Origin of the sequence: Paraburkholderia sp. J76 (assembly GCF_905220295.1) — a bacterium.
Classification (GTDB): domain Bacteria; phylum Pseudomonadota; class Gammaproteobacteria; order Burkholderiales; family Burkholderiaceae; genus Paraburkholderia.
The window spans coordinates 76,445-98,951 of the sequence record NZ_CAJMZJ010000005.1 but is presented as its reverse complement, the minus strand read 5'-3'; the positions used below and the strand labels follow the sequence as shown (position 1 = coordinate 98,951).

Sequence of the window (22,507 nt, the reverse complement as noted above, 5' to 3'; positions counted from 1 at the left end):
ATTGTGGTGCAGCGAGATGCATGTTCGGGCGCGCTGCATCGACTCAGTGCGTGCGTGCATGAAGCGGGGAGAGGGGTTCGCGAGGGCGCGCTGCATCGTTGTGCATGCGTGCGGAGCCACACTCAAGCGGGCCAGAAATGACAAAGGGCGCGGCCAGTGAGCCGCGCCCTTCCAGTTAGCTGACGTGAGTCTCTTTAGTACGTCGGCACCTTGGGGTCGACCTGACGCGACCACGCGTCGATGCCGCCTTGCAGGTTGAACACCTTCGTGTAGCCGCGCGATTCGAGGAACATCGCCACCTGGGCGCTGCGCGCGCCGTGGTGACAAATGCAGACGATCTGCGCTTCGTCGTCCAGTTCCTCGCTGCGCGCGGGAATCTCGCGCATGGGGATCGACGTGCTGCCGGCGATCTTCGCCGTTTCGATTTCCCACGGCTCGCGCACGTCGAGCAGCACGGGGGCCGGGCGGCCGGTGTCGGCAAGCCATTCGGCGAGGGCGGGGGCGGTCAGATTCTGCATGGAACACTCGATCGGGTAAAAGGCCGGGCCACCTCGAAGGCGCCCGGCGATGCGACTGGTTGGCCGCGCGCTTAGAACTTGAAGCGCGGCGGATGCACGGCGTTTTGCAGGGGTTCGACGTACGTCTCGAACACGCCGGCAATGCGGTACTGCTTTTCGTCGATGCGCGTGATGATCTGCGCTTCCATGACGGGCGCGCCGCCCACGAAAGCGGCGAGACGCCCGCCCACCTTGAGCTGTTCGAGCAGTTCCTGCGGCACGACCGGCAGGCCGCCCGACACGCAGATCACGTCGTACGGCGCATTCGCGGCCCAGCCGCGCGCGCCGTCGCCGAGCACCACTTCGGCGTTGAGCACGCCGTTCTTCACGAAGTTCGCGCGCGCGAATTCGGCGAGTTCCGTGTCGATCTCCACGGTCAGCACCTTCTGCGCCCGGTGCGCGAGCAGCGCCGCCATGTAGCCGGAGCCCGCGCCGATTTCCAGCACGCTTTCGTGCTTCTTCACCGCGAGTTCCTGCAGCACGCGCGCCTCGACGCGCGGCGCCAGCATGTGCTGGTCGTTCGGCAGCGGCACTTCGAGGTCGGCGAACGCGAGGGCGGCATAGACCTCGGGGACGAAATGCTCACGCTTGACGATCGAGAGCAGGTTCAGCACGTCCTGGTCGAGCACTTCCCAGGGGCGAATCTGCTGTTCGATCATGTTGAAACGCGCTTGTTCGATGTTCATGATGACTCGGCGTTGTAATCGGCGTTGTGGTCGGGACTGGTTCGGTCAAAGCCCGGCAAAAAGGGCGACGGGCAATCGGAGAATTGTAGCAAACCGGCCTCTGGCCCGGCCGCGCCGCCGGCAGCGGGAGACGCTGCTGGGGCCGGTTCCCACGCCATTAACGGATCGGTGTTTGTCCTGGCTTCGCGAGCCTTGCGGTTTTGCGGTTCTCGTACCAAAAATGTAATCGATTACATTTCACGGCGCGATTGTCCCGGCCTATGTCCCTTCGCTCGTCCCGATCAGCGCAACCGCAAGACGAAGCGGCTGGCGCCCACACCGCCGCCACCGCCGCGCGCGGCGGCTCGATCGCGGCGGTGGCGCAGCGCGCGGGCGTTTCGGTCGCGACGGTCTCGCGCGTGCTCAACGGCCACGCGAACGTGCGCGCGGCGACGCGCGAGCGCGTGCTCGCCGAAATCGAGGCGAGCGGCTATCGCGTGAACGAACTCGCGCGCAACCTGCGCACCGCCGAAAGCCGCCTGCTCCTGACCATGGTGCCCGACTTCGGCAACCCGTTTTACGCGGAGATCGTGCGCGGCATCGACAGCGTCGCGCGCCAGCACGGTTTTTTCCTGCTGCTGTGCGACACGGGCGCCGACGCCGGGCGCGAGCGCGGCTACTTCGACCTGCTGCGCCGCCATCGCGCGGACGGGGCGATCTGCCTCGACCCGGCCACCGTGCAGCATGCTAACCAGGTGACGGCGCAGGCGACGGCGGCGGAATCGACGGCGCTGCCGTGGGTGGCCTGCTGCGAGTTCGACCCGGACGTGGGCGTGCCGTATGTGGGCATCGACAACTACCGGGCCGCGCACGACGCGGTGCGTCATCTGATCGCGCAGGGGCGGCGACGTGTCGCGCTCATCAACTCCGACGAGCACTATCTCTACGCCCAGCAGCGCCGCGACGGCTGGCGCGACGCGCTGGCCGAGGCGGGCATCGCGATGCGCGACGCCTGGCGCGTGAACGTGAACTGCCTCGACTACGATGCGGGCGCGCAGGCTGCCGCCGCGCTCATGCGGTTGCCGGCGGCCGAGGCGCCCGACGCGATCTTCGCGGTGTCGGACACGCTCGCGGTGGGCGTGGTGAACGGGCTGCGCGGCGCGGGACGGCGCGTGCCGCGCGACGTCGCCGTGGTCGGCTTCGACGATATCGCGCTGGCCGCGCAGATCGACCCGCCGCTCACGACGATCGCACAGCCCATGCGGGAACTGGGCGAGACGGCCGCGCGCCTGCTGCTGCGGCGTTTCGCCGACCCGCGCGCGAGCGTGCCGGGCGTGCTGCTGCCGCACCGGCTCGTGGTGCGCGAGAGCGGGTGAGGCACGCAAACAAGCCGGAAAACATCAGCGAATACATAGCAGGGGAGACCAGCGGTGTCGAGGCAGGCGGCGAAAAAAGCCGCCTGCCAAAACCCGCCGACAAGGCCACTGGAGGAGCGCACGCTTATGAGCGTCGCCGTGAAGTTCAACGACATCCGCAAGGACTTCGGTCCCGTGCGCGTGCTGCACGGCGTGAGCTTCGAGCTGGCGCCGGGGCGCATTCACGGGCTGCTGGGCGAGAACGGCGCGGGCAAGTCCACGCTCATGAAGATCCTCGCGGGCTACGAGGAAGCGAGCGCGGGCGAAATGCTCGTGGACGGCGCGCCACGCTGCTTCGCAGGATCGCGCGAGGCCGAATCCGCCGGCATCGTGCTGATCCACCAGGAGTTCAATCTGGCCGAGCATCTGACCATCGCGCAGAACATCTTCCTCGGCCACGAAAAGCGCAAAGGCTGGCTCGTCGACGACGCCGCCATGCGCCGCGAAGCGCGCGAACTGCTTGCGCAGGTGGGCCTCGCGCGCGACCCGGACGTGAAGGTGCGTGATCTGATCGTCGCCGAAAAACAGTTGGTGGAGATCGCCAAGGCGCTCTCGCGCCACGCGCGCCTGCTCATCATGGACGAGCCCACGGCCACGCTCACGCCCGCCGAAACCGCGCGCCTCTTCGCGCTGATGACGAAGCTGCGCGCCGCCGGCACGACGCTCGTCTACATCTCGCACAAGCTCGACGAAGTGGAGAGCATTACAGACGACGTGGTCGTGATGCGCGACGGCCGCTTCGTGGCCGCGAGCGCGACGGCGGGGCTCGCGCGCCAGCAGATGGCGAACCTCATGGTGGGCCGCGACGTTTCCGACATGTTTCCCGAGAAAGGCGAAGCGCCCGCGCAAGCGCCCGTGGCGTTGCGCGTGACGCATCTCTCGGTGCCGGGCTGGGTCGAGGATCTCTCCTTCGAGGTGCGCGCGGGCGAGATCCTCGGTTTCGCCGGGCTCGTGGGCGCGGGGCGCAGCGAGGCGTTCGAGGCGATCGTGGGCTTGCGCCACAAGCACGCGGGCGAGATCGAGATCGACGGCCGCGCCGTGACGCTGCGCCACCCGCGCGACGCGATGCGCCACGGCATTACGTACCTGAGCGAAGACAGAAAAGGACGCGGGCTGCACATGAACCTCACGCTGCAGGACAACCTCACGCTCATGACGCTCGAGCGCTACGGCCATCCGCTGCTCGACCTGAAGGCCGGCCGCCGCGCGCTGGAAAAGGCGGTGCGCGATTTCGGCATCCGCACGGGCGACCTCGACAGCCGCGCGCGCATGCTCTCGGGCGGCAACCAGCAGAAGCTCGCGCTCGCCAAATTTTTGCAGCCCGACCCGCGCGTGATCGTGCTCGACGAACCCACGCGCGGCGTGGACGTGGGCGCGAAACGCGACATCTATTTCCTGATCCAGCGGCTCGCGGCTTCGGGGCGCGCGGTCGTCGTGATCTCGTCCGAACTCGTCGAGCTGATCGGGCTCGCGCATCGCGTGGCCGTGATGCGCGCGGGCCGCCTCGTCGCCACGCTCGGGCGCGAACATCTAAACGAAGAGGAGCTGATCGCTCATGCAACCGGCACCCACTGACGCGGCCGCCGAAGGCCGTGGCGCCCGCTCGGCCGCGGCGCGATTCGTGCACCGGCTCGCGGGCGTCGGGCCGCTCATCGGCCTGATCCTGCTATGCGTGCTCGGCACGCTGCTCAACCGCGATTTCGCCACGGCGGGCAACCTGCTCAACGTGCTCACGCGCACGTCGTTCATCGGCATCATCTCCGTGGGCATGACGTTCGTGATCATTTCGGGCGGCATCGATCTTTCCGTCGGTTCGATGGCGGCGCTCATCGCGGGCGTCATGATCTGGGTGATGAATACGCTCGCCGCGAGCGAACACGCCATGGCGCCGCTTGCGATCGTCGCGATCGGCATTGCGATCGCGCTCGTGCTGGGCGCGCTGTTCGGGCTCGCGCACGGTTTGCTGATCACGCGCGGACGCATCGAGCCGTTCATCGTCACGCTCGGCACGCTCGGCATCTTCCGCTCGGTGCTCACGTGGCTCGCCGACGGCGGCGCGCTCACGCTGCAGAACAATCTCGTCGATCTCTACGGACCGGTGTATTACGCGAGCCTCTTCGGCATTCCGGTGCCTGTGTGGGTGTTCGCGTTCACGGCCGCGGGCGGCGCGCTCATTCTCAACCGCACGGCGTTCGGGCGGCACGTGCAGGCGATCGGCTCGAACGAACAGGTCTCGCGTTACGCGGCAATACGCGTCGATCGCGTGAAGTGCGCGACGTATGTGCTGCTCGGCGTGTGCGTGGGCGTGGCGACCGTCCTGTACGTGCCGCGTCTCGGCTCCGCCACGCCCACTACCGGTTTGCTGTGGGAGCTGGAGGCGATCGCCGCCGTGGTGGTGGGCGGCACCGCGCTCAAGGGCGGCGAGGGGCGCGTGGCGGGCACCGTGGTCGGCGCGGTGCTGCTCTCGGTCATCGCCAATATTCTCAATCTCACGAGCATCATCAGCGTGTATCTGAACGCGGCGGTGCAGGGCGTGGCGATCATCGCAGTGGCATTCCTGCAGCGCGGCAGACGATAAGGATGTCGAAGCAGATTTGGCAAGGCAGTCGGGCAGTCGAAGGAGGCAGCGAACACTCAACGCAAGAACGGGCGCGGGAGCGCATAGGAGACAGCATCATGAAGAAGATGATTCGAACGATGTGTGCGGGCGCGCTGGCGCTTGGCGTAGCGGCGACATTCGGCGCGGGCGCGGCGCGCGCAGACGACAAGGTCACGCTGGGCGTGGCCATTCCCACGGCCGACCACGGCTTCACCGGCGGCATCGTCTGGTGGGCGAACGAGGCGAAGAAGGAACTCGAAAAGGCACACCCGGACCTGAAGGTCATCGTCAAGACGGCGGCGAACGCGCCCGACCAGGCGAACCAGTTGCAGGACCTCGTGACCGTCAACAAGATCAATGCGCTCGTGATCTTTCCGTATGAATCGGCCTCGCTCACGCAGCCGGTCGCTCAGGTGAAGAAGCAGGGCGTGTACGTGACGGTGGTCGATCGCGGCCTGACCGACAAGAGCGCGCAGGACGCCTACGTGGCCGGCGACAACACCGCGTTCGGCAAGATTCCCGCCGAATACCTCGCGAAGCAACTGGGCGGCAAGGGCAATATCGTCGCGCTGCGCGGCATTCCCACGACGCTCGACAACGAGCGCTGGAACGCGTTCACGTCGGTCATGAAGAACTATCCGGGCATCAAGATCCTCGACGCGAAGTATGCGAACTGGAACCGCGACGACGCGTTCCGCACGATGCAGGACTACCTCACGCGCTTCAACCATATCGACGCCGTCTGGGCCGCCGACGACGACATGGCCGTGGGCGTGCTCAAGGCGATCGACCAGGCCAAGCGCAACGACATCAAGATCGTGTTCGGCGGGGCCGGGTCGAAGGAGATGGTCAAGCGCGTGATGGACGGCGATCCGCTCATCAAGGCCGATGTGTCGTATTCGCCGAAGTTCATCTACGACGCGATCAAGCTCACGGCCGAAGCGCGCTTGCAGGGCAAGGCGCTGCCGCCCACGACGATCATCCCGTCGGTGCTCATCACCAAAGAGAACGCGAAGCAGTTCTACTTCCCGGATTCGCCGTTCTAAGCACGAGGCTTGCGATGAAGACGATCAAGGGCCCAGCCATATTCCTCGCGCAGTTTCTCGGGGACGACGCGCCGTTCGACAGCTTCGGGCACATGGCCGGCTGGGCGGCCCAGCTCGGCTACAAGGGCATCCAGGTGCCCGCGGACGCGCGCCTCGTCGATCTCGCGCAGGCCGCGTCGAGCACGGCGTATTGCGACGACCTGCGTCAGCAGGCCGACGACGCGGGCGTGACGATCACCGAGCTTTCCACGCATCTGCAGGGGCAGCTCGTGGCCGTGCATCCCGCCTACGACCTGCTCTTCGACGGCTTCGCGCCGCCGCAGGTGCGCGGCAAACGCGAAGCGCGCACGGCGTGGGCCATCGACCAGTTGATGCTGGCCGCGCGCGCTTCGAAGAACCTCGGCCTCGCCTCGCATGTGACGTTTTCGGGCGCGCTGGCGTGGCCGTACGTTTATCCGTGGCCGCAGCGGCCGGCGGGTCTCGTCGAAGCCGCCTTCGACGAACTCGCGCGCCGCTGGCGGCCGATTCTCGATGCGTTCGACGCAGCGGGCGTGGACGTCTGCTACGAACTGCATCCGGGCGAGGACCTGCACGACGGCGTGACGTTCGAGCGCTTTCTGGCGGCCGTGAACGAGCATCCGCGCGCGAACATCCTCTACGACCCGAGCCACTTCGTGCTGCAGCAGCTCGATTACCTCGCGTTCATCGACATCTATCACGCGCGCATCAAGGCCTTTCACGTGAAGGACGCCGAATTCCGCCCCACGGGCAAACAGGGCGTGTACGGCGGCTATAGCGGATGGGTGGAACGCGCGGGGCGCTTTCGTTCGCTTGGCGACGGGCAGATCGACTTCGGCGCGATCTTCTCGAAGCTCACGCAGTACGACTATCCGGGCTGGGCGGTGCTCGAATGGGAGTGCGCGCTCAAGCATCCGCACGATGGCGCGCGCGAGGGCGCGGAGTTCATCAAGCGGCACATCATCCGCGTGGCCGAGCACGCGTTCGACGACTTCGCGGGCAGCGGCGTCGACGCGGCGCAGCTCAAGGCCGTGCTCGGGCTGTGAACGCGATCTTCGAGGGAGCGAGGCGATGACACGAAGACTCAGGCTCGGGATGGTCGGCGGCGGCGAGGGCGCTTTTATCGGCGCGGTGCATCGCATCGCGGCGCGGCTCGACGATAGCTTCGAACTCGTCGCCGGCGCGCTGTCTTCCGATGCGGCGCGCGCGCAGTCGAGCGCCGAGGCGCTCGGACTCGCGCGCAGCTATGCGCACTGGCGCGAGATGGCGAGCGTGGAAGGTGCGCGCGAGGATGGCATCGACGCCGTGGCCATCGTCACGCCGAACCATCTGCATGCGCCGGTTGCGCATGCGTTCATGGAGGCGGGCATTCATGTGATCTGCGACAAGCCGCTCGCGGTCTCGCTCGCCGAGGGCGAGGCGCTCGCGCAGCACGCGCGCGATGCGAATCTCGTGTTCGCGCTCACGCATACGTATTCGGGTTATCCGCTTGCGCGGCATGGGCGGGAGATGGTCGAAGCGGGCGAGATCGGCGAGGTGCGCATCGTGCAGGTCGAGTATGCGCAAGACTGGCTCGCCAACCCGGTCGAGCAGGGCGGCGCGAACCGTCAGGCCGTCTGGCGCACCGATCCCGCGCTCGCGGGGCCGGCGGGGTGCCTGGGCGACATCGGCACGCATGCGTATCACCTCGCGTCGTTCGTGAGCGCGCTCGTGCCGCAATCGCTTGCTGCCGAAGTGCATACCTTCGTTCCCGGTCGCCGCGTGGACGATCACGTGCAGGCCATGCTGCGCTACGCCAACGGCGCGCGCGGCATGCTGTGGGCGAGCCAGGTGGCGAGCGGCGCGGAGAACGCGTTGCGGCTGCGCGTGTACGGCACGAAGGCGGCGCTCGCGTTCGATCAGGAAGAACCCAATGTGCTGTGGTTCACTCCGCAGGGCGGCGAGGCGCAGCGCTTGACGCGCGGCCGCGTGACGGGGGCCGCCGCGCTGCATGCGACGCGTGTGCCGCCCGGGCATCCCGAGGGCTATCTGGAGGCGTTCGCGCAACTCTATCGCGACGCCGCCGCGCAGATACGCGCGCGCGAGGCGGGCGAGCCAGCGCCGCCCGGGAGCCGGTTGCTGACCACGGTCGACGACGGCGTGGAAGGGCTGCGCTTCATCGAGGCCGTGCTGGCGAGCAGCGCGGCGAACGGCGCGTGGCGCGATATCGTGCGGCCGTGAATGGCCATTCGGATGAATTGAGCGCGCAGAGCCGGGCAGCGAAACTTGCGACATGTTTAACCCGCTTCAAAGGTGCAGCATGTCTAATGTCATTCAATTGAATTACAATGCGTACTCGACAAGGTCGGCCACGAGGTCAGCCGCAAGGCTAGCCCCACGGCCGGCGACCAGACCAGGGAGTGAGTCGATGAACGCAAACGCATTGGTACAGGTTCGCATCGATCACGCGCTCAAGCAGCGCGCGGCCGAAGTGCTCGACAACATGGGGCTCACGGTATCGGACGCCGTGCGCATTCTGCTTACGCGCATTGCGAACGAGGGCGCGTTGCCGTTCGATTTCGCCGTCGATCCGGTGGCGCACGACGCGTGGTTCCGGGCGAAGGTGCGCGAAGCGCTGGAAGACCCGCGGCCGGCTGTGGCCGACGAAGAGGTGGAGGCGCACTTCGCGATGCGCCGCGCGGCGGCGGCCGGCCAGCCCGAGCCGGCGCGCAACCGCAAGGCGAAAAGTTGAAGGTGTGCTGGTCGCCACTCGCGCTGGCCGACCGCGAAGCGACATTCAACTTTACCGTGGCAGACAACCCGCGCAGGGCGATCGTGTGGGACGAACGGATTTCGGCGTCTGTTCGGCGTCTGCGGCACTTTCCCAACCTGGGCCGGGTGGGCCGCGTGGGCGGCACGCGCGAGCTGGTGGTCGAATCCACACCGTTCGTGCTCGCCTACCGGTACGCGAACGAGTCGCTCACGATATTGCGTGTCCTGCACAGCTCGCGCCGCTGGCCGGACACGGTCGACTGAACGGCGGCAGGGCGCCGCCGTGCGTCGCGCAGCGCTTATTGGCCCAGATACACGAACTTGCCCCCGCGCACCGTGCCCATCACGCTCGCGCGTTGGTCGAGGCCCACGTGGTCGGTCGGGCTCGTGTTCACCATGCCGTTGGGCACGACCACTTCGTGCGCGTGCTCCAGTTCGCTGCGCAACGCCACACGGAACGCTTCGGTGCCCGGCTGCGCGGTCTTGAGCGCGCGTGCCACGGCGTCCTGCAAGCGCGGGTATACGCCTGCCGCGTCGCCTGCGAACTGTGTGACCGTGCCCGGGCCGTACTTCGCCTCGTACGCATCGACGAAGGCGAGCGCCGCCTTTTGCGCCGGCTGGTCCGCCGGCAGCGTGCGCGCCACGACCACGGGCTGGGTCGGGAACAGCGTGCCTTCCACGTCCTTGCCGCCCAGCTTGATGAATTCAGGCGTGGCGATGCCATGCGTCTGGTAAATCGGCCCCTTGTAGCCGCGCTCGATCAGCGTGCGTTGCGGCAGCACGGTCGGCGTGCCGGCGCCGGCAATCAGCATGGCGTCGGGTTTGGCCGCCATCAGCTTGAGGATCTGGCCCGTCACGCTCGCGTCGGTGCGGTTGTAGCGCTCGGTCGCCACGAGCTGGATGTTGCGTTCCTTCGCGTACTTCGTGAATTCGTTGAGCCAGCTATCGCCATAGCTGTCCGCGAAGCCGATGAAGCCCACGGTCTTCACGCCGTGCGCGGCCATGTAGCGTGTCATGACGTCGGCCATCGCGGCGTCGGTTTGCGCCATCTTGAACGCCCACACCCGTGCGCCTTGCTGCGGCTCGACCACCGAACCGGAGCCGACCAGCGTGATCATCGGCGTCTTGCCTTGCGCCACCGGGTCGAGCGCCGCGAGTGCCGCCGGCGTGATGTTCGGCCCGACGATCACATCCACGTGGTCTTCGTTGATGAGCTTGTGGATGTTGCGCACGGCCGCTCCTGGGTCGGAGCCGTCGTCGAGCACGATGTAGTCGGCCTTCTGACCCGCGATAGTGTCGGGCCACATGAGCATGGCGTTCTTGCTCGTGATGCCGATGGCGGCGGCCGGCCCCGTGCTCGACAGGTCGATGCCGATCTTGATGTCGGCGTGGGCCGCCGGAGCGAATATCGCAACAGCAAGCGTGGCCGCCGCGGCGAGCGGGCGCAATGACGTGTACAGCTTCATCCGTTGAGTCTCCAGGCGTAAAGGGAAGCGAGAAGTGATGTTCTTGTAATGCGGATTGTGTCTGATTTTTGTTCCGGCGCGGCCCGGCAACGAGCCGGATAGACCGCTACAGCTCGTAAGTCTCGTGCTCGCCCTTGAGCGCCTGCTCGATGAGCTTGCGGTTCAAACTCGGCGAAAGCAGTTCGACGAGCGTATACACATAGCTGCGCAGGTAAGCGCCCTGCTTGAGCGCCACGCGCGTGACATTGCTGCCGAACAGATGCCCCACGGGCACCGCGCGCAGGTGCCGGTCGCGCTCGGCGTTGAAGGCGATATCGGCCATGATCCCGACGCCCAGGCCAAGCTCCACGTAGGTCTTGATCACGTCGGCGTCTATGGCTTCGAGCACGATGTCGGGCGAGAGGGCGCGCAGGCGGAACGCGTCGTTGATCTTGGTGCGCCCGGCGAACGCATTGTCGTAGGTGATCAGCGGATATTGGGCCAGATCGTCCAGCGAAAGCGGCTTGCGTTCGAGCAGCGGGTGATCGGGCAGCATCACCGCCACGTGATGCCACGTGAAGCAGGGCAGCGACACCAGTTCCTTGTAGCCCGAGATGGCTTCGGTCGCGATACAGAGGTCGGCCTGGTCGTGCAGCACCATTTCCGCGACCTGGGTTGGGCTGCCTTGCAGGATCGAGAGATGCACCTTCGGAAAGCGCCGCTTGAATTCCGCGATGGCGGCAGGCAGCGAGTAGCGCGCCTGCGTGTGCGTGGCCGCGATGGTGAGGTTGCCCTGGTCCTGCGCCGCGTAGTCCTTGCCCACGCGCTTCAAGCTTTCCACTTCCTGAAGGATGCGCTCCACCGACGCGAGGATGATCCGGCCCGGCTCCGTGAGCGAGCGCACGCGCTTGCCGTGGCGCGTAAAGATTTCGACCCCAAGCTCGTCCTCCAGCTCGATGATCGCCTTGGAGACCCCCGGCTGGCTTGTATACAGAGCTTTCGCCGCTTCCGTGAGGTTGAAATTCTGGCGCACGGCCTCGCGCACGAAGCGGAACTGGTGGAGGTTCATAGATAACCTTTATTACCTATTGGCATATCGACCTGATTTTTGAGTCGTTTGAAATATAAGGCGAGTTTATTACCATTCCTCCAACTTTTCCAATATGGATATCTGTTTTGGTCATTAACAAATGACCGGCGCGCCTGAAGGACGCGACCGCCTCTAGAGGCAGGACAGCGCGGAAAGAGAGCGTAGTCGAGAAGTCGGAGCGCGGCGTAACCGGAACGCCGCGTTGAACCAACCCTGGGGTCCCCGAATGTACCAATACGATCAGTACGACCAGACCATCGTCGACGAACGCGTCGCGCAATACAGCGACCAGGTTCGCCGCCGCCTGTCGGGCGAATTGAGCGAAGAAGAATTCCGCCCGTTGCGCCTGCAAAACGGCCTGTACTACCAGCGCCACGCGTACATGCACCGCATCGCGATTCCGTACGGCAATCTGCGCAGCGACCAGTTGCGCATGCTCGCCACGATCGCGCGCGAGCACGACCGCGGCTACGGCCATTTCTCGACGCGCTCGAACATCCAGTACAACTGGATCAAGCTCGAAGAGACGCCGGAAATCCTGCGCAAGCTCGCTTCCGTCCAGATGCACGGCATCCAGACTTCGGGCAACTGCATCCGCAATATCACCGCTGACCAGTTCGCGGGCGTCGCGCCCGATGAAATCGTCGATCCGCGCCCGTGGGCCGAAATCCTGCGCCAGTGGTCGACGTTCCACCCCGAGTTCGCGTGGCTGCCGCGCAAGTTCAAGATCGCCGTGTCGGGCACGAAGGAAGACCGCGCCGCCGTGCAGATCCACGATCTGGGCGTCTACCTCGATCGCAACGAGCAGGGCGAAATCGTCGCGAGCATTCTCGCGGGCGGCGGCCTCGGCCGCACGCCGATCGTCGGCGCCATCATCAAGCGCGACCTGCCGTGGCAGCATCTGCTGACCTACTGCGAAGCCGTGCTGCGCGTGTACAACCGCTATGGCCGCCGCGACAACATGTACAAGGCGCGCATCAAGATTCTCGTGAAGGCGCTCTCGCCCGCGAAATTCGCCGAGCAGGTCGAAGAAGAGTGGCAGCACCTCAAGGACGGCCCCTCGACGCTCACGCAGGAAGAAGTCGACCGCGTCTCCCAGTACTTCGTGCCGCCGGCGTATGAAAAGCTCGCCGACACCGATACGTCGTACGAAAAGCATCTGCTGGAAGACCGCGCGTTCGCGCGCTGGGTAGAGCGCAATGTGCGCCCGCACCGCGTGTCGGGCTATTCGTCGGTCACGATCTCGCTGAAGCCGCGCAACATCGCGCCTGGCGACGCCACCGACGTGCAGATGGAAGCCGTGGCCGGCTGGGCCGACGAATATTCGTTCGGCCAGATCCGCGTCTCGCACGAGCAGAACCTGATTCTCGCCGACGTGAAGAAGCGCGACCTGTTCGCGCTGTGGGAAAAGGCGAAGGCGCAAGGTTTCGCGACGGCCAACATCGGCCTCTTGACCGATATCATCGCGTGCCCGGGCGGCGACTTCTGCTCGCTCGCCAATGCGAAGTCGATCCCCATCGCGCTGGCGATCCAGGAGCGTTTCGACAACCTCGACTTCGTCTACGACCTCGGCGACCTGTCGCTCAATATCTCGGGCTGCATGAATTCGTGCGGTCACCATCACGTCGGCAACATCGGCATTCTGGGCGTGGATAAGGACGGCTCGGAGTGGTATCAGGTGTCGCTCGGCGGCGAGCAGGGCAACGGCGCCAACGGCGCGCGTCTCGGCCGCGTGATCGGGCCGTCGTTCTCGGCGGAAGAGATGCCCGACGTGATCCAGAAGGTCGTGGACACGTTCGTCGAACTGCGTATCGACGGCGAGCGCTTCATCGACACGTACGACCGCGTGGGCATCGCGCCCTTCAAGGAGCGCGTCTACGCATCGCGCCAGGCGGCCCACGCTTAACCGCACGCAACGAGAGACGAGATACGAGCAATGGCATTGATCATCAAAAAACGCGAGATCGTTGAAGACAACTGGCAAGTCGTGCGTGCGGCCGAAGACGGCGCATTGCCCGAAGTGCCGGCGCTGCCCGCGGGCAAGGTGCTGGTTCCGCTCGCGTACTGGCAGGCGCAGCGCGACGCGCTCGTCGCTTCGCGCGGCAAGGACGAACTCGGCGTGTGGCTCGCGCCGGACAGCGAGCCGGCCGATATCGCCGCCGACTTCGACAAGCTCGCCGTGATCGGCGTGGACTTCCCCGTGTTCCGCGACGGCCGCGGTTTTTCGATCGGCCGCCTGCTGCGCGAGCGCTATGGCTACAAGGGCGAACTGCGCGCGATCGGCGACGTGCTGCGCGACCAGTTGCGTTTCCACGAGCGCTGCGGCTTCGACGCGTTCGCCGTGCGCGCCGATAAGGACATCCACGACGCGCTCAAGGCGTTCACCGAGTTCACGGTGCAATACCAGGGCGCATTCGACGAGCCGTCGCCGCTGTTCCGCCGCCGTGTGGCCCAGCAAGGCGCGGCAGCATGAGTACCGCTTTTTCCACGGCAGCGAGCGAAATCGCGGTTGAGCTGCAGGCGAAGATCGAGCGCCTCGACGCGCTGCTCGATTCGATTGCCGCGCGTCACGCCAACGTGAAGCTGGCGAGCAGCCTCGCAGCGGAAGACATGCTGCTCACTCACGCGATCCTTTCGCGTGGCGTAAAAATCGGCATCTTCTCGCTGAACACGGGCCGTCTGCACGCGGAAACGCTCGGCATGCTCGACGTGGTGCGCGAGCGCTACGGTTACGAGATCGAGCAGTTTCATCCGCAACAGGACGCCGTGGACGAATACGCCGCCCAGCACGGCCTGAACGCGTTCTACGAGAGCGTGGATTTGCGCAAGCGCTGCTGCGAAATCCGTAAGGTCGAGCCGCTCAATCGCGCGCTCTCGGACGTTTCCGCGTGGGTCACGGGGCAGCGCCGCGAGCAGTCGGTCACGCGCGCGGAACTGCACGAGGAAGAACGCGACGAAGCGCGCAACATCGACAAGTTCAATCCGCTCGCCGACTGGACCGAAGACGATGTCTGGGCTTACCTGCGCGCCTTCGAGGTGCCGGTGAACCCGCTGCATGCGCGCGGCTACCCGAGCATCGGCTGCGAGCCGTGCACGCGCGCGATCCGACCCGGCGAAGACAGCCGCGCGGGACGCTGGTGGTGGGAATCGCGCGACACGAAGGAATGTGGCTTGCACATTACGTCTGTGTCCGCCATTCCGGTCGCCGAAGTGTCGTCCGAAGTGTCGTCGATCAGCCAGGCGAACTAAGATTGAGTTTTGTCGCGCCGCTTTTGAATGCCGGCGCGCGACCGAATACCGAGTACTGCGCGCCTGTAAAAAGGGCGCGAATAAACGAAGGATCCGAATATGAGCACCACGCTCGACTCAGCAGTGAACGCACCGCTCCAGGTCACGGCGAACCGTATGGACCATCTCGATTGGCTCGAAGCCGAGTCGATCCACATCCTGCGTGAACTCGTCGCCGAATGCAGCAAGCCGGCGCTGCTGTTCTCGGGCGGCAAGGATTCGGTCGTCGTGCTCGCGCTCGCCTTGAAGGCGTTCGGCCTCGGCGCGAACCGCAGGACTACGCTGCCGTTTCCGCTCGTGCACATCGACACGGGCCACAACTACGAGGAAGTGATCGACTTCCGCGATCGCCGCGCGGCCGAAATCGGCGCGGAACTCGTGGTCGGTCACGTGGAAGATTCGATCAAGCGCGGCACCGTGCGCCTGCGCCGCGAAACCGATTCGCGCAACGCCGCACAGGCGGTCACGCTGCTCGAAACCATCGAGCAATATGGCTACACGGCCATGATCGGCGGGGCGCGCCGCGACGAAGAGAAGGCCCGCGCGAAGGAGCGCATCTTCTCGTTTCGCGACGAATTCGGCCAGTGGGACCCCAAGGCGCAGCGCCCGGAACTCTGGAGCGTCTACAACGCGCGCCTGCACAAGGGCGAGCACCTGCGCGTGTTCCCGATCTCGAACTGGACGGAACTGGACGTGTGGCAATACATCGAGCGCGAAAAGCTCGAACTGCCGTCGATCTACTACGCGCACCAGCGCGAGATCGTGCGCCGCAACGGCCTGCTCGTGCCGGTCACGCCGCTCACGCCGATGAAGGAAGGCGAAGTCAGCGAAATGGCGCAGGTGCGCTTTCGCACCGTGGGCGATATCAGTTGCACGTGCCCGGTGGCGAGCGATGCCGACAACGTCGAGAAGATCATCGCCGAAACGGCCGTGACCGAAATCACGGAGCGCGGCGCGACGCGCATGGACGACCAGACGTCGGAAGCCGCGATGGAACAGCGCAAGAAGCAAGGTTATTTCTAAAGAGCACGTAAGAGGAAAGATTAGACATGGTTCGCATTGAGCAACCCGCGCATCAACCTGAAGACCTCGGCGTGCTGCGCTTCATCACGGCGGGCAGCGTGGACGACGGCAAGAGCACGCTGATCGGCCGCCTGCTGTACGACAGCAAGGCCGTTCTCTCCGACCAGCTTTCGGCGCTCTCGCGCGCGAAGAACAAGCGCACGGTGGGCGACGAGATCGACCTGTCGCTGCTCACCGACGGCCTCGAAGCCGAGCGCGAGCAAGGCATCACGATCGACGTGGCGTATCGCTATTTCGCCACGGCGCGGCGCAAGTTCATCATCGCGGATACGCCGGGTCACGAACAGTACACGCGCAACATGGTGACGGGCGCTTCGACCGCGCACGCCGCGATCATCCTGATCGACCCCACGCGTGTCACGGTCGAGAACGGCGTAACGCAACTGCTGCCGCAAACCAAGCGTCACAGCGCAATCGTCAATCTGCTCGGCCTGCAACACGTGATCGTCGCGATCAACAAGATGGATCTCGTCGATTACAGCGAAGCGACGTTCAACCTGATCCGCGAAGCGTATGTCGCGCTCGCACGCCAGCTCGGTCTCTCCGACGTGCGCTTCGTGCCGGTCTCGGCGCTCAAGGGCGACAACATCGTGGCCGCGAGCGAGCGCATGCCGTGGTACGCAGGCGAGCCGCTGCTCGACGTGCTCGAGCAACTGCCCGTCGCGCAGGCCACGGGCGAAGCGCTGCGCTTCCCGGTGCAGTGGGTCGCGCGTCAGGACGGCTCCAGCGCCGACGACTTCCGCGGGTACATGGGCCGCGTCGAAGCGGGCGAAGTGAAGCTCGGCGACACCATCACGGTGCTGCCGGCGGGCCGCAGCGCGACCGTTGCGGAAATCATCGCGCCGGTGCCGGGCGGCACGGCGCAGGTCGATCGCGCGTTCGCGGGCCAGACTGTCACGATTCGCCTTGCCGAAGACGTCGACGTTTCGCGCGGCGACACGTTCGTGCCGGCAGCGGACGCAGCGCAGCCCGCGAAGAAGCTCGAAGCGGACCTCTGCTGGTTCGACGAAGAGCCGCTTTCGCCGCAGCGCAAGTATCTGCTCAAGCAAACCACGAGCACGGTGTTCGCGAAGATCGGCGCGGTTAAACAGGTGCTCGACGTGCACACGCTTTCGCACGCCACCGATCGCCAGGAACTCGCGATGAACGATATCGGCCGCGTGGCGCTGTCGCTGCAAAAGCCGTTGGTCTGCGACCTGTATGATGCGAATCCCGGCACCGGCGCATTCGTGCTGATCGACGAAGCGACGCATCACACGGTGGCCGCGGGTATGATCCGCGCGTTCTCGGCGTAACGCGCCAGCGCGCGGGCAGGTTGCGGCCGCGCGGCCGCAACAATGGATTCGAAGCTTATGGGTAAGGTATATCTGATCGGCGCGGGACCGGGCGCAGCGGACCTCATCACGGTGCGCGGCGCGCGGCTGCTCGCGCTCGCCGACGTCGTGCTGCACGACGCGCTCGTCGAACCCGCCATGCTCGACTACGCGCCGCGATCCGCGAAGTTCATCGCGGTCGGCAAGCGCTGCGGGCAGCGTTCCACGGCGCAGCACTTCATCAACAAGCAGCTTGTCGATGCAGCGCGCGAACACGCCGTGGTCGTGCGCCTGAAGGGCGGCGACCCGATGCTGTTCGGCCGCGCCGACGAGGAAATGCGCGCGCTCGAAGCGGCCGGCATCGAGTTCGAAGTCGTGCCGGGCATCACGGCGGCGCTCGCCAGCGCGGCGACGCTGCAACGCTCGCTGACGCTGCGCGGCGTGGCCCGCAGCGTGGCGCTTGCCACGTATTCGCGCGCGGCGGGCAGCGAGGCGATTCGCGAGCAGGTCAACGCCGATTCGCTCGTGTTCTACATGGGCCGCGACAGCGCACCCGAAATCGCGCGCCAGCTCATCGAGGCAGGCCGCGCGGGCGCGACGCCGGTGGCGATCGTGGAAGCGTGCAGCACCGCGCGCGAGCGCACGCTGACGCTGACGCTGGCGGCCCTCGAAGCGGGCGAGGCTCAGGAGTGGCTCGACCCGGCGCAGCCGAGCCTGCTCATGATCGGCGATGCATTCGCCGAAAGGGCAGGGCAGGCGCAGTGCGAGGATCAGGCGCACGGGGACCATCAACCCCGCCGCGCGGCCGCCTGAGCACCACGCGAAAAAGGCCAGGAAAGCAAACCGGGCTCGCTGAAAAGCGAGCCCGGTTTTTTTATGCGTGAGTGTTTTTAGCCGCGTTCGATTTCGATGCAATAGCGCACGATCGCATCGAGCACCGCATCGTCTTCGCCGACGGCTCCCGCGCAACGCAGATGCACGCCCGGATGCTCGCTCTGGCACTGCGCGATCAGCGCGGGCAGGTCGCGGCGCACGTGGCCGCCCTGGCCGAAGAACACGGGTACGACCGTGATCGTGTCGCAGCCGGCCGCGGTTTGCGCGGCGATGGCATCGGGGAGGCTCGGCGTCATGAGTTCGAGAAAGGCCAGGCCGACCGGACCTGCGTCGCCGCGCGCGGCGGCGAGCTTCGCGGCGAGGCGCGCAAACGGCTCTTGCCAGCGCGCGTCGCGCGCGCCGTGGCCGAAAAGGATCATGCCGTGCGTGCCCATGCTTGCGCGCCTCTACGAGTCAGCGGTCGAGCGCTTGCGGCATCAATGCCGGTCGACCCATTTGAGTCCGATCAGCCCAACCGCGAGATAGATGAGCCCCGGTGTCGCCGCCGTGAGCGGCGCGGGCCAGGTGTTCAGTGTACCCACGTGCGAGAACAGCGTGTTCACGAGCTGGAAGCTCATGCCGAGCATGATCCCGCCGAACACCTTCATGCCCACCACGCCCGCGCGCGTATGCAGATACGCGAACGGCAGCGAGAGCACGAGCATCACGAACACGGCGAACGGGTAGAGCAGCTTGCGCCAGAACGCGATCTGGTAGCGCTGCGCGTCCTGATGGTTCTCGGTCAGATGCTGGATGTAGCGGAACAGGTTGAACATCGACATCCGGTCGGGCGAAACGAGCAGCACCGAGAGAATGTTCGGCGTGAGTTCCGAGCGCAGCGAGTATTCGGGCGCCGACGTCTGTGTAGCGCGGTAGACCGGATCGAGCGCATCGGCCGGCTGGTTCTGCGGCGGCGGCACGCCGATGAGCTGCGTATCCGTCACGTCCTTGAGCAGCCAGTGGCCCGGCGGCTGGAACGTGCCGCTCTTTGCGAGCCGAACGTTGGAAAGCCGGAACTTCGAATCGAATTCGTAGATGCGCACGTTCGTGATGGTCGCGTTGGGCAGCAGTTCGCCCACATTCACGAAACGCGTGACCTGCTCGCCGTCGGCGCGCGCGGTGAGCGTGTCTTTCACCCACACGCCCGACTGGAAGTTGCTCGACACCGCCGAGCCCAGCGCCTCCAGACGCACGCGCTCGGAGAGCTGGTCGGTGTAAGGGCCGACCACTTCGCCGATCAGATAGGTGAGCAGCACGAGCGGCACGCCGATCTTGAGCAGCGAGCGCAGCGCCTGGTTCGTGGCGAGACCCGACACGCGAAAGATCGTGTATTCCGAATTCGCGGCCATTTGCGCGAACACGTAGATCGCGGCGATGAGCGCCGCGACCGGGATGATCTCGTAGAGCCGCGAGGGCGCCTGGAGCGCCACCCGCAGCACCGCGTACTGGAACTTGTAGTTGCCGTGGCCGACCGAGTTCAGCTCGTTGATGAGGTCGAAGAAGAAGAACAGGCCGGAGAAGGCGAACAGGATGAAGATGAACGTCAGGTAAACCTGGCGAGCGAAGTATTTTTCGTAGATGCGCATCGGTCAGTTTCCCTCTCAGTTTCCTGAAGAGGCGCGCCGGAACATCGCACGTGTAAAGAGCGGCCGGTTGCGCACGCGTATCCAGAAGATGAACACGACGAGCGCGAGCACCACGGCGTGCAGCAAGACGAGGCCGACGCCGAACGGCATCTTGCCTTGCTCGATCTGCGACTGCACGACGTTGAGCAGGTTCGAATAGGTGAGGTAGATCAGCACCGCCATCACGAGATTGATCGTGCGGCTGCGGCGCGGGTTCTGGTACGCGAGCGGAATGCCGAGCAGCATCAGGTTGATCGCGATGAGCGGCAGGCCGGCGCGCCAGGCGAGTTCGCCCAGGTTGTCGTCGGTGGGATGGCGCAGCAGGCCCGGCGTGGACGTGGTGCTGGACGTGGGCGTGTTCACCACCGGCTGGCTCGTGATCTTCACGCCATAGCGCGCGAATTCGCTGATGCGAAAGTCGGGGTGGCCCGGTTCGCCGTCGTAGCGGCGGCCATTTTCGAGCACGACGAAGCGGTCGCCGCCCTTCTGGGTTTCGGTGTGGCCTGTTTTGGAAACGATCACGCTCACCTTGCCGTTTTCCGTGCTCGTGACGAACACGTTCTCCACGCGGCCCTGGTCGGGGCTCATGCTCTCGATGAAGAACACGCGATGCGTGGTGGGCGATTCGCGGAACTGGCCGGGCGCGAGCAGCGACACTTCATCGCGTTGCTGAAAGCGCGCGCGAATGAGCTTGCTCTGCGCGTTCGACCACGGCCAGCCGATGAACGCGAAGAACACGATCAGCAGGATGATGGGCGCGGAGAAGGTGGCGACCGGCTTGATCAGGCGCGTGAGGCTCACCCCGGAGGAGAGCCACACGACCATTTCGGAATCCTTGTACCAGCGCGTGAGGACGAACAGGATCGACACGAAGAGCGTGACGATGAGCATGACGGCCATATAGCCGATCACGGTCAGTCCGATCAGCACCAGCACGTCGCGCGGGTCGATCTGACCGGACGCGGCGAAGCCGACGATGCGGATCATCATCGTCGTCAGCATGATCGTGAGCAGAACCATGAACACGGCGCCGGCCGTGTACGCGAGTTCGCGCTGCAGGGAACGTTCGAAGATCATTCTTGATGGGCAGGGCGGGCGGCCCGTGCCGGGAGGCGCGCAGCTCGCGCAACCGCCCAGGAGCCGCCGCGGGAAAAATAGCGGATAATTGCGGCTTTCATCCTAAGCCCTGATTTTATCCGAGGACAAGCGCGATGGACTTTAGCATAAAAGCCTGTGACTGGAGCAAAGGCGGGGAAGGCTCCTTCCTGACCGGCAAGTCGGATTGTGTCGTAGTCGGCGTGTTCGAGGCGCAAACGCTCTCGGGCCCGGCGTTCGCGATCGACACCGCAATTGGCGGCGCAATCGCGCGCGTCGTCAAGGCTGGCGACATCGACGGCAAGCCCGGCTCCACGCTGTTCCTGCCGGAAGTAAGCGGCATCGGCGCCTCGCGCGTGCTGCTCGTGGGTCTCGGCAAGCAGGACACCTTCGGTCAGAAGGCATACGGCGACGCGGTCAGGGCCGCCTGGCGCGCGATCCTCGGTACGAAGATCGCGCAGGTCACGTTCACGCTCGCGCACCTGCCGGTGAAGGAGCGCACGGGCGAATGGGGCGTGCGCGCCGCCGTTCTCGCGCTGCGCAACGAGACCTACCGCTTCACGCAGATGAAGAGCAAGCCCGACGTCTCGCAACGCTCGCTCAAGCGCGTGGTGTTCAGCATTGACGCCGCCGAGGAAAAGGCCGCGAAGCTCGCGGCGAAGCAGGCCGTCGCGCTCGCCAACGGCATGGACCTCACGCGCGACCTCGGCAATCTGCCGGGCAACGTGTGCACGCCCACCTATCTCGCGGCCACGGCCAAGAAGCTCGCGCGCGACTGGAAGCTCAAGGTCGAGGTGCTCGGCCAGCGCCAGATCGAGACGCTCAAGATGGGCTCGTTTCTTTCTGTAACAAAGGGCTCGGTCGAACCGCCGCAGTTCATCGTGCTGCACTACCAGGGCGCAAGCGCCAGGTCGGCGCCCATCGTGCTGGTCGGCAAGGGCATCACCTTCGACACGGGCGGCATCTCGCTGAAGCCAGGCGAAGGCATGGACGAGATGAAGTACGACATGTGCGGCGCGGGCTCGGTGCTCGGCACGATCCGCGCGGTCGCCGAAATGGGCCTGAAGATCAACGTGATCGGCATCATCCCGACCTGCGAGAACATGCCCGCGGGCAACGCCACGAAGCCGGGCGACATCGTCACGACGATGGCGGGACTCACGGTCGAAGTGCTCAACACCGACGCCGAAGGCCGCCTCATCCTGTGCGACGCGCTCACCTATGCCGAGCGCTTCAAGCCGGCCGCGGTGGTCGACATCGCCACGCTCACGGGTGCGTGCATCATCGCGCTCGGTCATCACAACAGCGGCCTGTTCTCGAAGGACGACGCGCTCGCGGGCGAACTGCTCGACGCTTCGCGCGAAGCGAACGATCCGGCGTGGCGCCTGCCGCTCGACGACGAGTATCAGGACCAGCTCAAGTCGAATTTCGCCGACCTCGCCAACATCGGCGGCCGCCCGGCGGGCAGCGTGACGGCGGCGTGCTTCCTTTCGCGCTTCACCGAAAGCTACCCGTGGGCGCACCTCGACATCGCGGGCACGGCGTGGAAGAGCGGGGCGGCCAAGGGTGCAACGGGCCGTCCGGTGCCGCTGCTGGCGCAGTTCCTCATCGATCGCGCGGCGCAATGAAGGCAGGTATGGCGAT

General features: G+C 65.8%; 22 protein-coding genes. 15 read left to right on the top strand and 7 right to left on the bottom strand.

Going from position 1 to position 22,507, the window contains the following annotated elements; genetic code table 11:
* Positions 1 to 194: 194 nt before the first annotated feature.
* Together U5768_RS11740 and U5768_RS11735 are read right to left on the bottom strand one after the other, a co-directional pair.
* On the bottom strand, positions 195 to 518 hold the full coding sequence (locus U5768_RS11740; protein ID WP_322030565.1) for a rhodanese-like domain-containing protein: 324 nt from the start codon (positions 516 to 518) through the stop codon (positions 195 to 197).
* Positions 519 to 589: 71 nt separating this feature from the next.
* Positions 590 to 1,243 (bottom strand): protein-L-isoaspartate O-methyltransferase, encoded by a 654-nt coding sequence (locus U5768_RS11735; RefSeq protein WP_322030564.1) that lies wholly within the window; start codon positions 1,241 to 1,243, stop codon positions 590 to 592.
* A 260-nt stretch (positions 1,244 to 1,503) separates the two neighbouring features.
* Between U5768_RS11735 and U5768_RS11730 the strand changes: the two genes are divergently transcribed.
* From U5768_RS11730 to U5768_RS11695, 8 genes are all read left to right on the top strand, one after another.
* A complete protein-coding gene (locus U5768_RS11730; protein WP_322030563.1) occupies positions 1,504 to 2,598 on the top strand; it encodes a LacI family DNA-binding transcriptional regulator in 1,095 nt (364 codons plus the stop codon).
* Positions 2,599 to 2,724: 126 nt separating this feature from the next.
* Positions 2,725 to 4,212 (top strand): sugar ABC transporter ATP-binding protein, encoded by a 1,488-nt coding sequence (locus tag U5768_RS11725; RefSeq protein ID WP_322030562.1) that lies wholly within the window; start codon positions 2,725 to 2,727, stop codon positions 4,210 to 4,212.
* On the top strand, positions 4,193 to 5,215 hold the full coding sequence (locus U5768_RS11720) for an ABC transporter permease (RefSeq protein ID WP_322030561.1): 1,023 nt from the start codon (positions 4,193 to 4,195) through the stop codon (positions 5,213 to 5,215). The genes U5768_RS11725 and U5768_RS11720 overlap by 20 nt, the downstream gene beginning before the upstream one ends.
* Positions 5,216 to 5,313: 98 nt before the next feature.
* A complete protein-coding gene (locus U5768_RS11715; protein WP_322030560.1) occupies positions 5,314 to 6,282 on the top strand; it encodes a substrate-binding domain-containing protein in 969 nt (322 codons plus the stop codon).
* A 14-nt stretch (positions 6,283 to 6,296) separates the two neighbouring features.
* On the top strand, positions 6,297 to 7,346 hold the full coding sequence (locus U5768_RS11710) for a sugar phosphate isomerase/epimerase (protein WP_322030559.1): 1,050 nt from the start codon (positions 6,297 to 6,299) through the stop codon (positions 7,344 to 7,346).
* Positions 7,347 to 7,371: 25 nt separating this feature from the next.
* A complete protein-coding gene (locus U5768_RS11705) occupies positions 7,372 to 8,520 on the top strand; it encodes a Gfo/Idh/MocA family oxidoreductase (RefSeq protein ID WP_322030558.1) in 1,149 nt (382 codons plus the stop codon).
* A gap of 187 nt (positions 8,521 to 8,707) precedes the next feature.
* On the top strand, positions 8,708 to 9,031 hold the full coding sequence (locus U5768_RS11700) for a type II toxin-antitoxin system RelB/DinJ family antitoxin (protein ID WP_322030557.1): 324 nt from the start codon (positions 8,708 to 8,710) through the stop codon (positions 9,029 to 9,031).
* A gap of 2 nt (positions 9,032 to 9,033) precedes the next feature.
* Entirely contained in the window at positions 9,034 to 9,315 is a 282-nt protein-coding gene (locus tag U5768_RS11695) for a type II toxin-antitoxin system RelE/ParE family toxin (RefSeq protein ID WP_322030556.1), read from the top strand.
* A gap of 35 nt (positions 9,316 to 9,350) precedes the next feature.
* Here U5768_RS11695 and U5768_RS11690 read toward each other — a convergent pair whose 3' ends face one another.
* Positions 9,351 to 10,517, bottom strand: a complete 1,167-nt coding sequence (locus U5768_RS11690) for an ABC transporter substrate-binding protein (protein ID WP_322030555.1) — start codon at positions 10,515 to 10,517, stop codon at positions 9,351 to 9,353.
* 106 nt (positions 10,518 to 10,623) lie between these two features.
* Complete coding sequence (locus tag U5768_RS11685; RefSeq protein ID WP_028210583.1) at positions 10,624 to 11,565, bottom strand: CysB family HTH-type transcriptional regulator; 942 nt, start codon at positions 11,563 to 11,565, stop codon at positions 10,624 to 10,626.
* Positions 11,566 to 11,812: 247 nt separating this feature from the next.
* Here U5768_RS11685 and U5768_RS11680 point away from each other — a divergent pair, with 247 nt between their 5' ends.
* The 6 genes from U5768_RS11680 (at position 11,813) to cobA (ending at position 18,083) form a co-directional block, all read left to right on the top strand.
* Positions 11,813 to 13,492 (top strand): nitrite/sulfite reductase, encoded by a 1,680-nt coding sequence (locus tag U5768_RS11680; protein WP_322030554.1) that lies wholly within the window; start codon positions 11,813 to 11,815, stop codon positions 13,490 to 13,492.
* Between the two features lie 30 nt (positions 13,493 to 13,522).
* Positions 13,523 to 14,059 (top strand): DUF934 domain-containing protein, encoded by a 537-nt coding sequence (locus U5768_RS11675; protein WP_322030553.1) that lies wholly within the window; start codon positions 13,523 to 13,525, stop codon positions 14,057 to 14,059.
* Positions 14,056 to 14,835: a phosphoadenylyl-sulfate reductase gene (locus U5768_RS11670; protein ID WP_322030552.1), complete on the top strand. Its 780-nt coding sequence runs from the start codon at positions 14,056 to 14,058 to the stop codon at positions 14,833 to 14,835. The genes U5768_RS11675 and U5768_RS11670 overlap by 4 nt, the downstream gene beginning before the upstream one ends.
* A 99-nt stretch (positions 14,836 to 14,934) precedes the next feature.
* A complete protein-coding gene (cysD, locus tag U5768_RS11665) occupies positions 14,935 to 15,897 on the top strand; it encodes a sulfate adenylyltransferase subunit CysD (protein WP_322030551.1) in 963 nt (320 codons plus the stop codon).
* A gap of 26 nt (positions 15,898 to 15,923) precedes the next feature.
* Positions 15,924 to 17,252 (top strand): sulfate adenylyltransferase subunit 1, encoded by a 1,329-nt coding sequence (locus tag U5768_RS11660; protein ID WP_322030550.1) that lies wholly within the window; start codon positions 15,924 to 15,926, stop codon positions 17,250 to 17,252.
* Positions 17,253 to 17,309: 57 nt separating this feature from the next.
* The gene (gene cobA, locus U5768_RS11655; RefSeq protein WP_322030549.1) at positions 17,310 to 18,083 is read left to right on the top strand and encodes a uroporphyrinogen-III C-methyltransferase; all 774 of its coding nucleotides are present in this window, start codon (positions 17,310 to 17,312) and stop codon (positions 18,081 to 18,083) included.
* Between the two features lie 77 nt (positions 18,084 to 18,160).
* Here the strand turns inward: cobA and U5768_RS11650 are convergent, their stop codons facing one another.
* Genes U5768_RS11650 through lptF form a run of 3 tightly spaced genes read right to left on the bottom strand, consistent with a single transcriptional unit; the run spans position 18,161 to position 20,845 of the window.
* Positions 18,161 to 18,538, bottom strand: coding sequence for a CbiX/SirB N-terminal domain-containing protein (locus tag U5768_RS11650; protein ID WP_322030548.1), 378 nt, complete (start codon positions 18,536 to 18,538; stop codon positions 18,161 to 18,163).
* A 42-nt stretch (positions 18,539 to 18,580) separates the two neighbouring features.
* Positions 18,581 to 19,729: an LPS export ABC transporter permease LptG gene (gene lptG / locus U5768_RS11645; RefSeq protein WP_322030547.1), complete on the bottom strand. Its 1,149-nt coding sequence runs from the start codon at positions 19,727 to 19,729 to the stop codon at positions 18,581 to 18,583.
* Positions 19,730 to 19,744: 15 nt separating this feature from the next.
* Positions 19,745 to 20,845 (bottom strand): LPS export ABC transporter permease LptF, encoded by a 1,101-nt coding sequence (lptF, locus tag U5768_RS11640; protein ID WP_322030546.1) that lies wholly within the window; start codon positions 20,843 to 20,845, stop codon positions 19,745 to 19,747.
* 134 nt (positions 20,846 to 20,979) lie between these two features.
* On the opposite strand from lptF, the gene U5768_RS11635 reads away from it, so the two are divergent.
* Complete coding sequence (locus tag U5768_RS11635; protein ID WP_322030545.1) at positions 20,980 to 22,491, top strand: leucyl aminopeptidase; 1,512 nt, start codon at positions 20,980 to 20,982, stop codon at positions 22,489 to 22,491.
* Positions 22,492 to 22,507 lie beyond the last annotated feature (16 nt).

What these genes read in the sequence shown, in the direction of transcription:
- U5768_RS11660 (WP_322030550.1), top strand. Translation starts at nt 15,924, where the DNA reads ATGGTTCGCATTGAGCAACCCGCGCATCAACCTGAAGACCTCGGCGTG.
- U5768_RS11680 (WP_322030554.1), top strand. Translation starts at nt 11,813, where the DNA reads ATGTACCAATACGATCAGTACGACCAGACCATCGTCGACGAACGCGTC.
- cobA (WP_322030549.1), top strand. Translation starts at nt 17,310, where the DNA reads ATGGGTAAGGTATATCTGATCGGCGCGGGACCGGGCGCAGCGGACCTC.
- U5768_RS11710 (WP_322030559.1), top strand. Translation starts at nt 6,297, where the DNA reads ATGAAGACGATCAAGGGCCCAGCCATATTCCTCGCGCAGTTTCTCGGG.
- U5768_RS11720 (WP_322030561.1), top strand. Translation starts at nt 4,193, where the DNA reads ATGCAACCGGCACCCACTGACGCGGCCGCCGAAGGCCGTGGCGCCCGC.
- U5768_RS11635 (WP_322030545.1), top strand. Translation starts at nt 20,980, where the DNA reads ATGGACTTTAGCATAAAAGCCTGTGACTGGAGCAAAGGCGGGGAAGGC.
- U5768_RS11705 (WP_322030558.1), top strand. Translation starts at nt 7,372, where the DNA reads ATGACACGAAGACTCAGGCTCGGGATGGTCGGCGGCGGCGAGGGCGCT.
- U5768_RS11740 (WP_322030565.1), bottom strand. Translation starts at nt 518, where the DNA reads ATGCAGAATCTGACCGCCCCCGCCCTCGCCGAATGGCTTGCCGACACC.
- U5768_RS11690 (WP_322030555.1), bottom strand. Translation starts at nt 10,517, where the DNA reads ATGAAGCTGTACACGTCATTGCGCCCGCTCGCCGCGGCGGCCACGCTT.
- U5768_RS11715 (WP_322030560.1), top strand. Translation starts at nt 5,314, where the DNA reads ATGAAGAAGATGATTCGAACGATGTGTGCGGGCGCGCTGGCGCTTGGC.
- U5768_RS11730 (WP_322030563.1), top strand. Translation starts at nt 1,504, where the DNA reads ATGTCCCTTCGCTCGTCCCGATCAGCGCAACCGCAAGACGAAGCGGCT.
- lptG (WP_322030547.1), bottom strand. Translation starts at nt 19,729, where the DNA reads ATGCGCATCTACGAAAAATACTTCGCTCGCCAGGTTTACCTGACGTTC.
- U5768_RS11685 (WP_028210583.1), bottom strand. Translation starts at nt 11,565, where the DNA reads ATGAACCTCCACCAGTTCCGCTTCGTGCGCGAGGCCGTGCGCCAGAAT.
- U5768_RS11725 (WP_322030562.1), top strand. Translation starts at nt 2,725, where the DNA reads ATGAGCGTCGCCGTGAAGTTCAACGACATCCGCAAGGACTTCGGTCCC.
- U5768_RS11670 (WP_322030552.1), top strand. Translation starts at nt 14,056, where the DNA reads ATGAGTACCGCTTTTTCCACGGCAGCGAGCGAAATCGCGGTTGAGCTG.
- U5768_RS11650 (WP_322030548.1), bottom strand. Translation starts at nt 18,538, where the DNA reads ATGGGCACGCACGGCATGATCCTTTTCGGCCACGGCGCGCGCGACGCG.
- U5768_RS11735 (WP_322030564.1), bottom strand. Translation starts at nt 1,243, where the DNA reads ATGAACATCGAACAAGCGCGTTTCAACATGATCGAACAGCAGATTCGC.
- cysD (WP_322030551.1), top strand. Translation starts at nt 14,935, where the DNA reads ATGAGCACCACGCTCGACTCAGCAGTGAACGCACCGCTCCAGGTCACG.
- U5768_RS11675 (WP_322030553.1), top strand. Translation starts at nt 13,523, where the DNA reads ATGGCATTGATCATCAAAAAACGCGAGATCGTTGAAGACAACTGGCAA.
- U5768_RS11700 (WP_322030557.1), top strand. Translation starts at nt 8,708, where the DNA reads ATGAACGCAAACGCATTGGTACAGGTTCGCATCGATCACGCGCTCAAG.
- lptF (WP_322030546.1), bottom strand. Translation starts at nt 20,845, where the DNA reads ATGATCTTCGAACGTTCCCTGCAGCGCGAACTCGCGTACACGGCCGGC.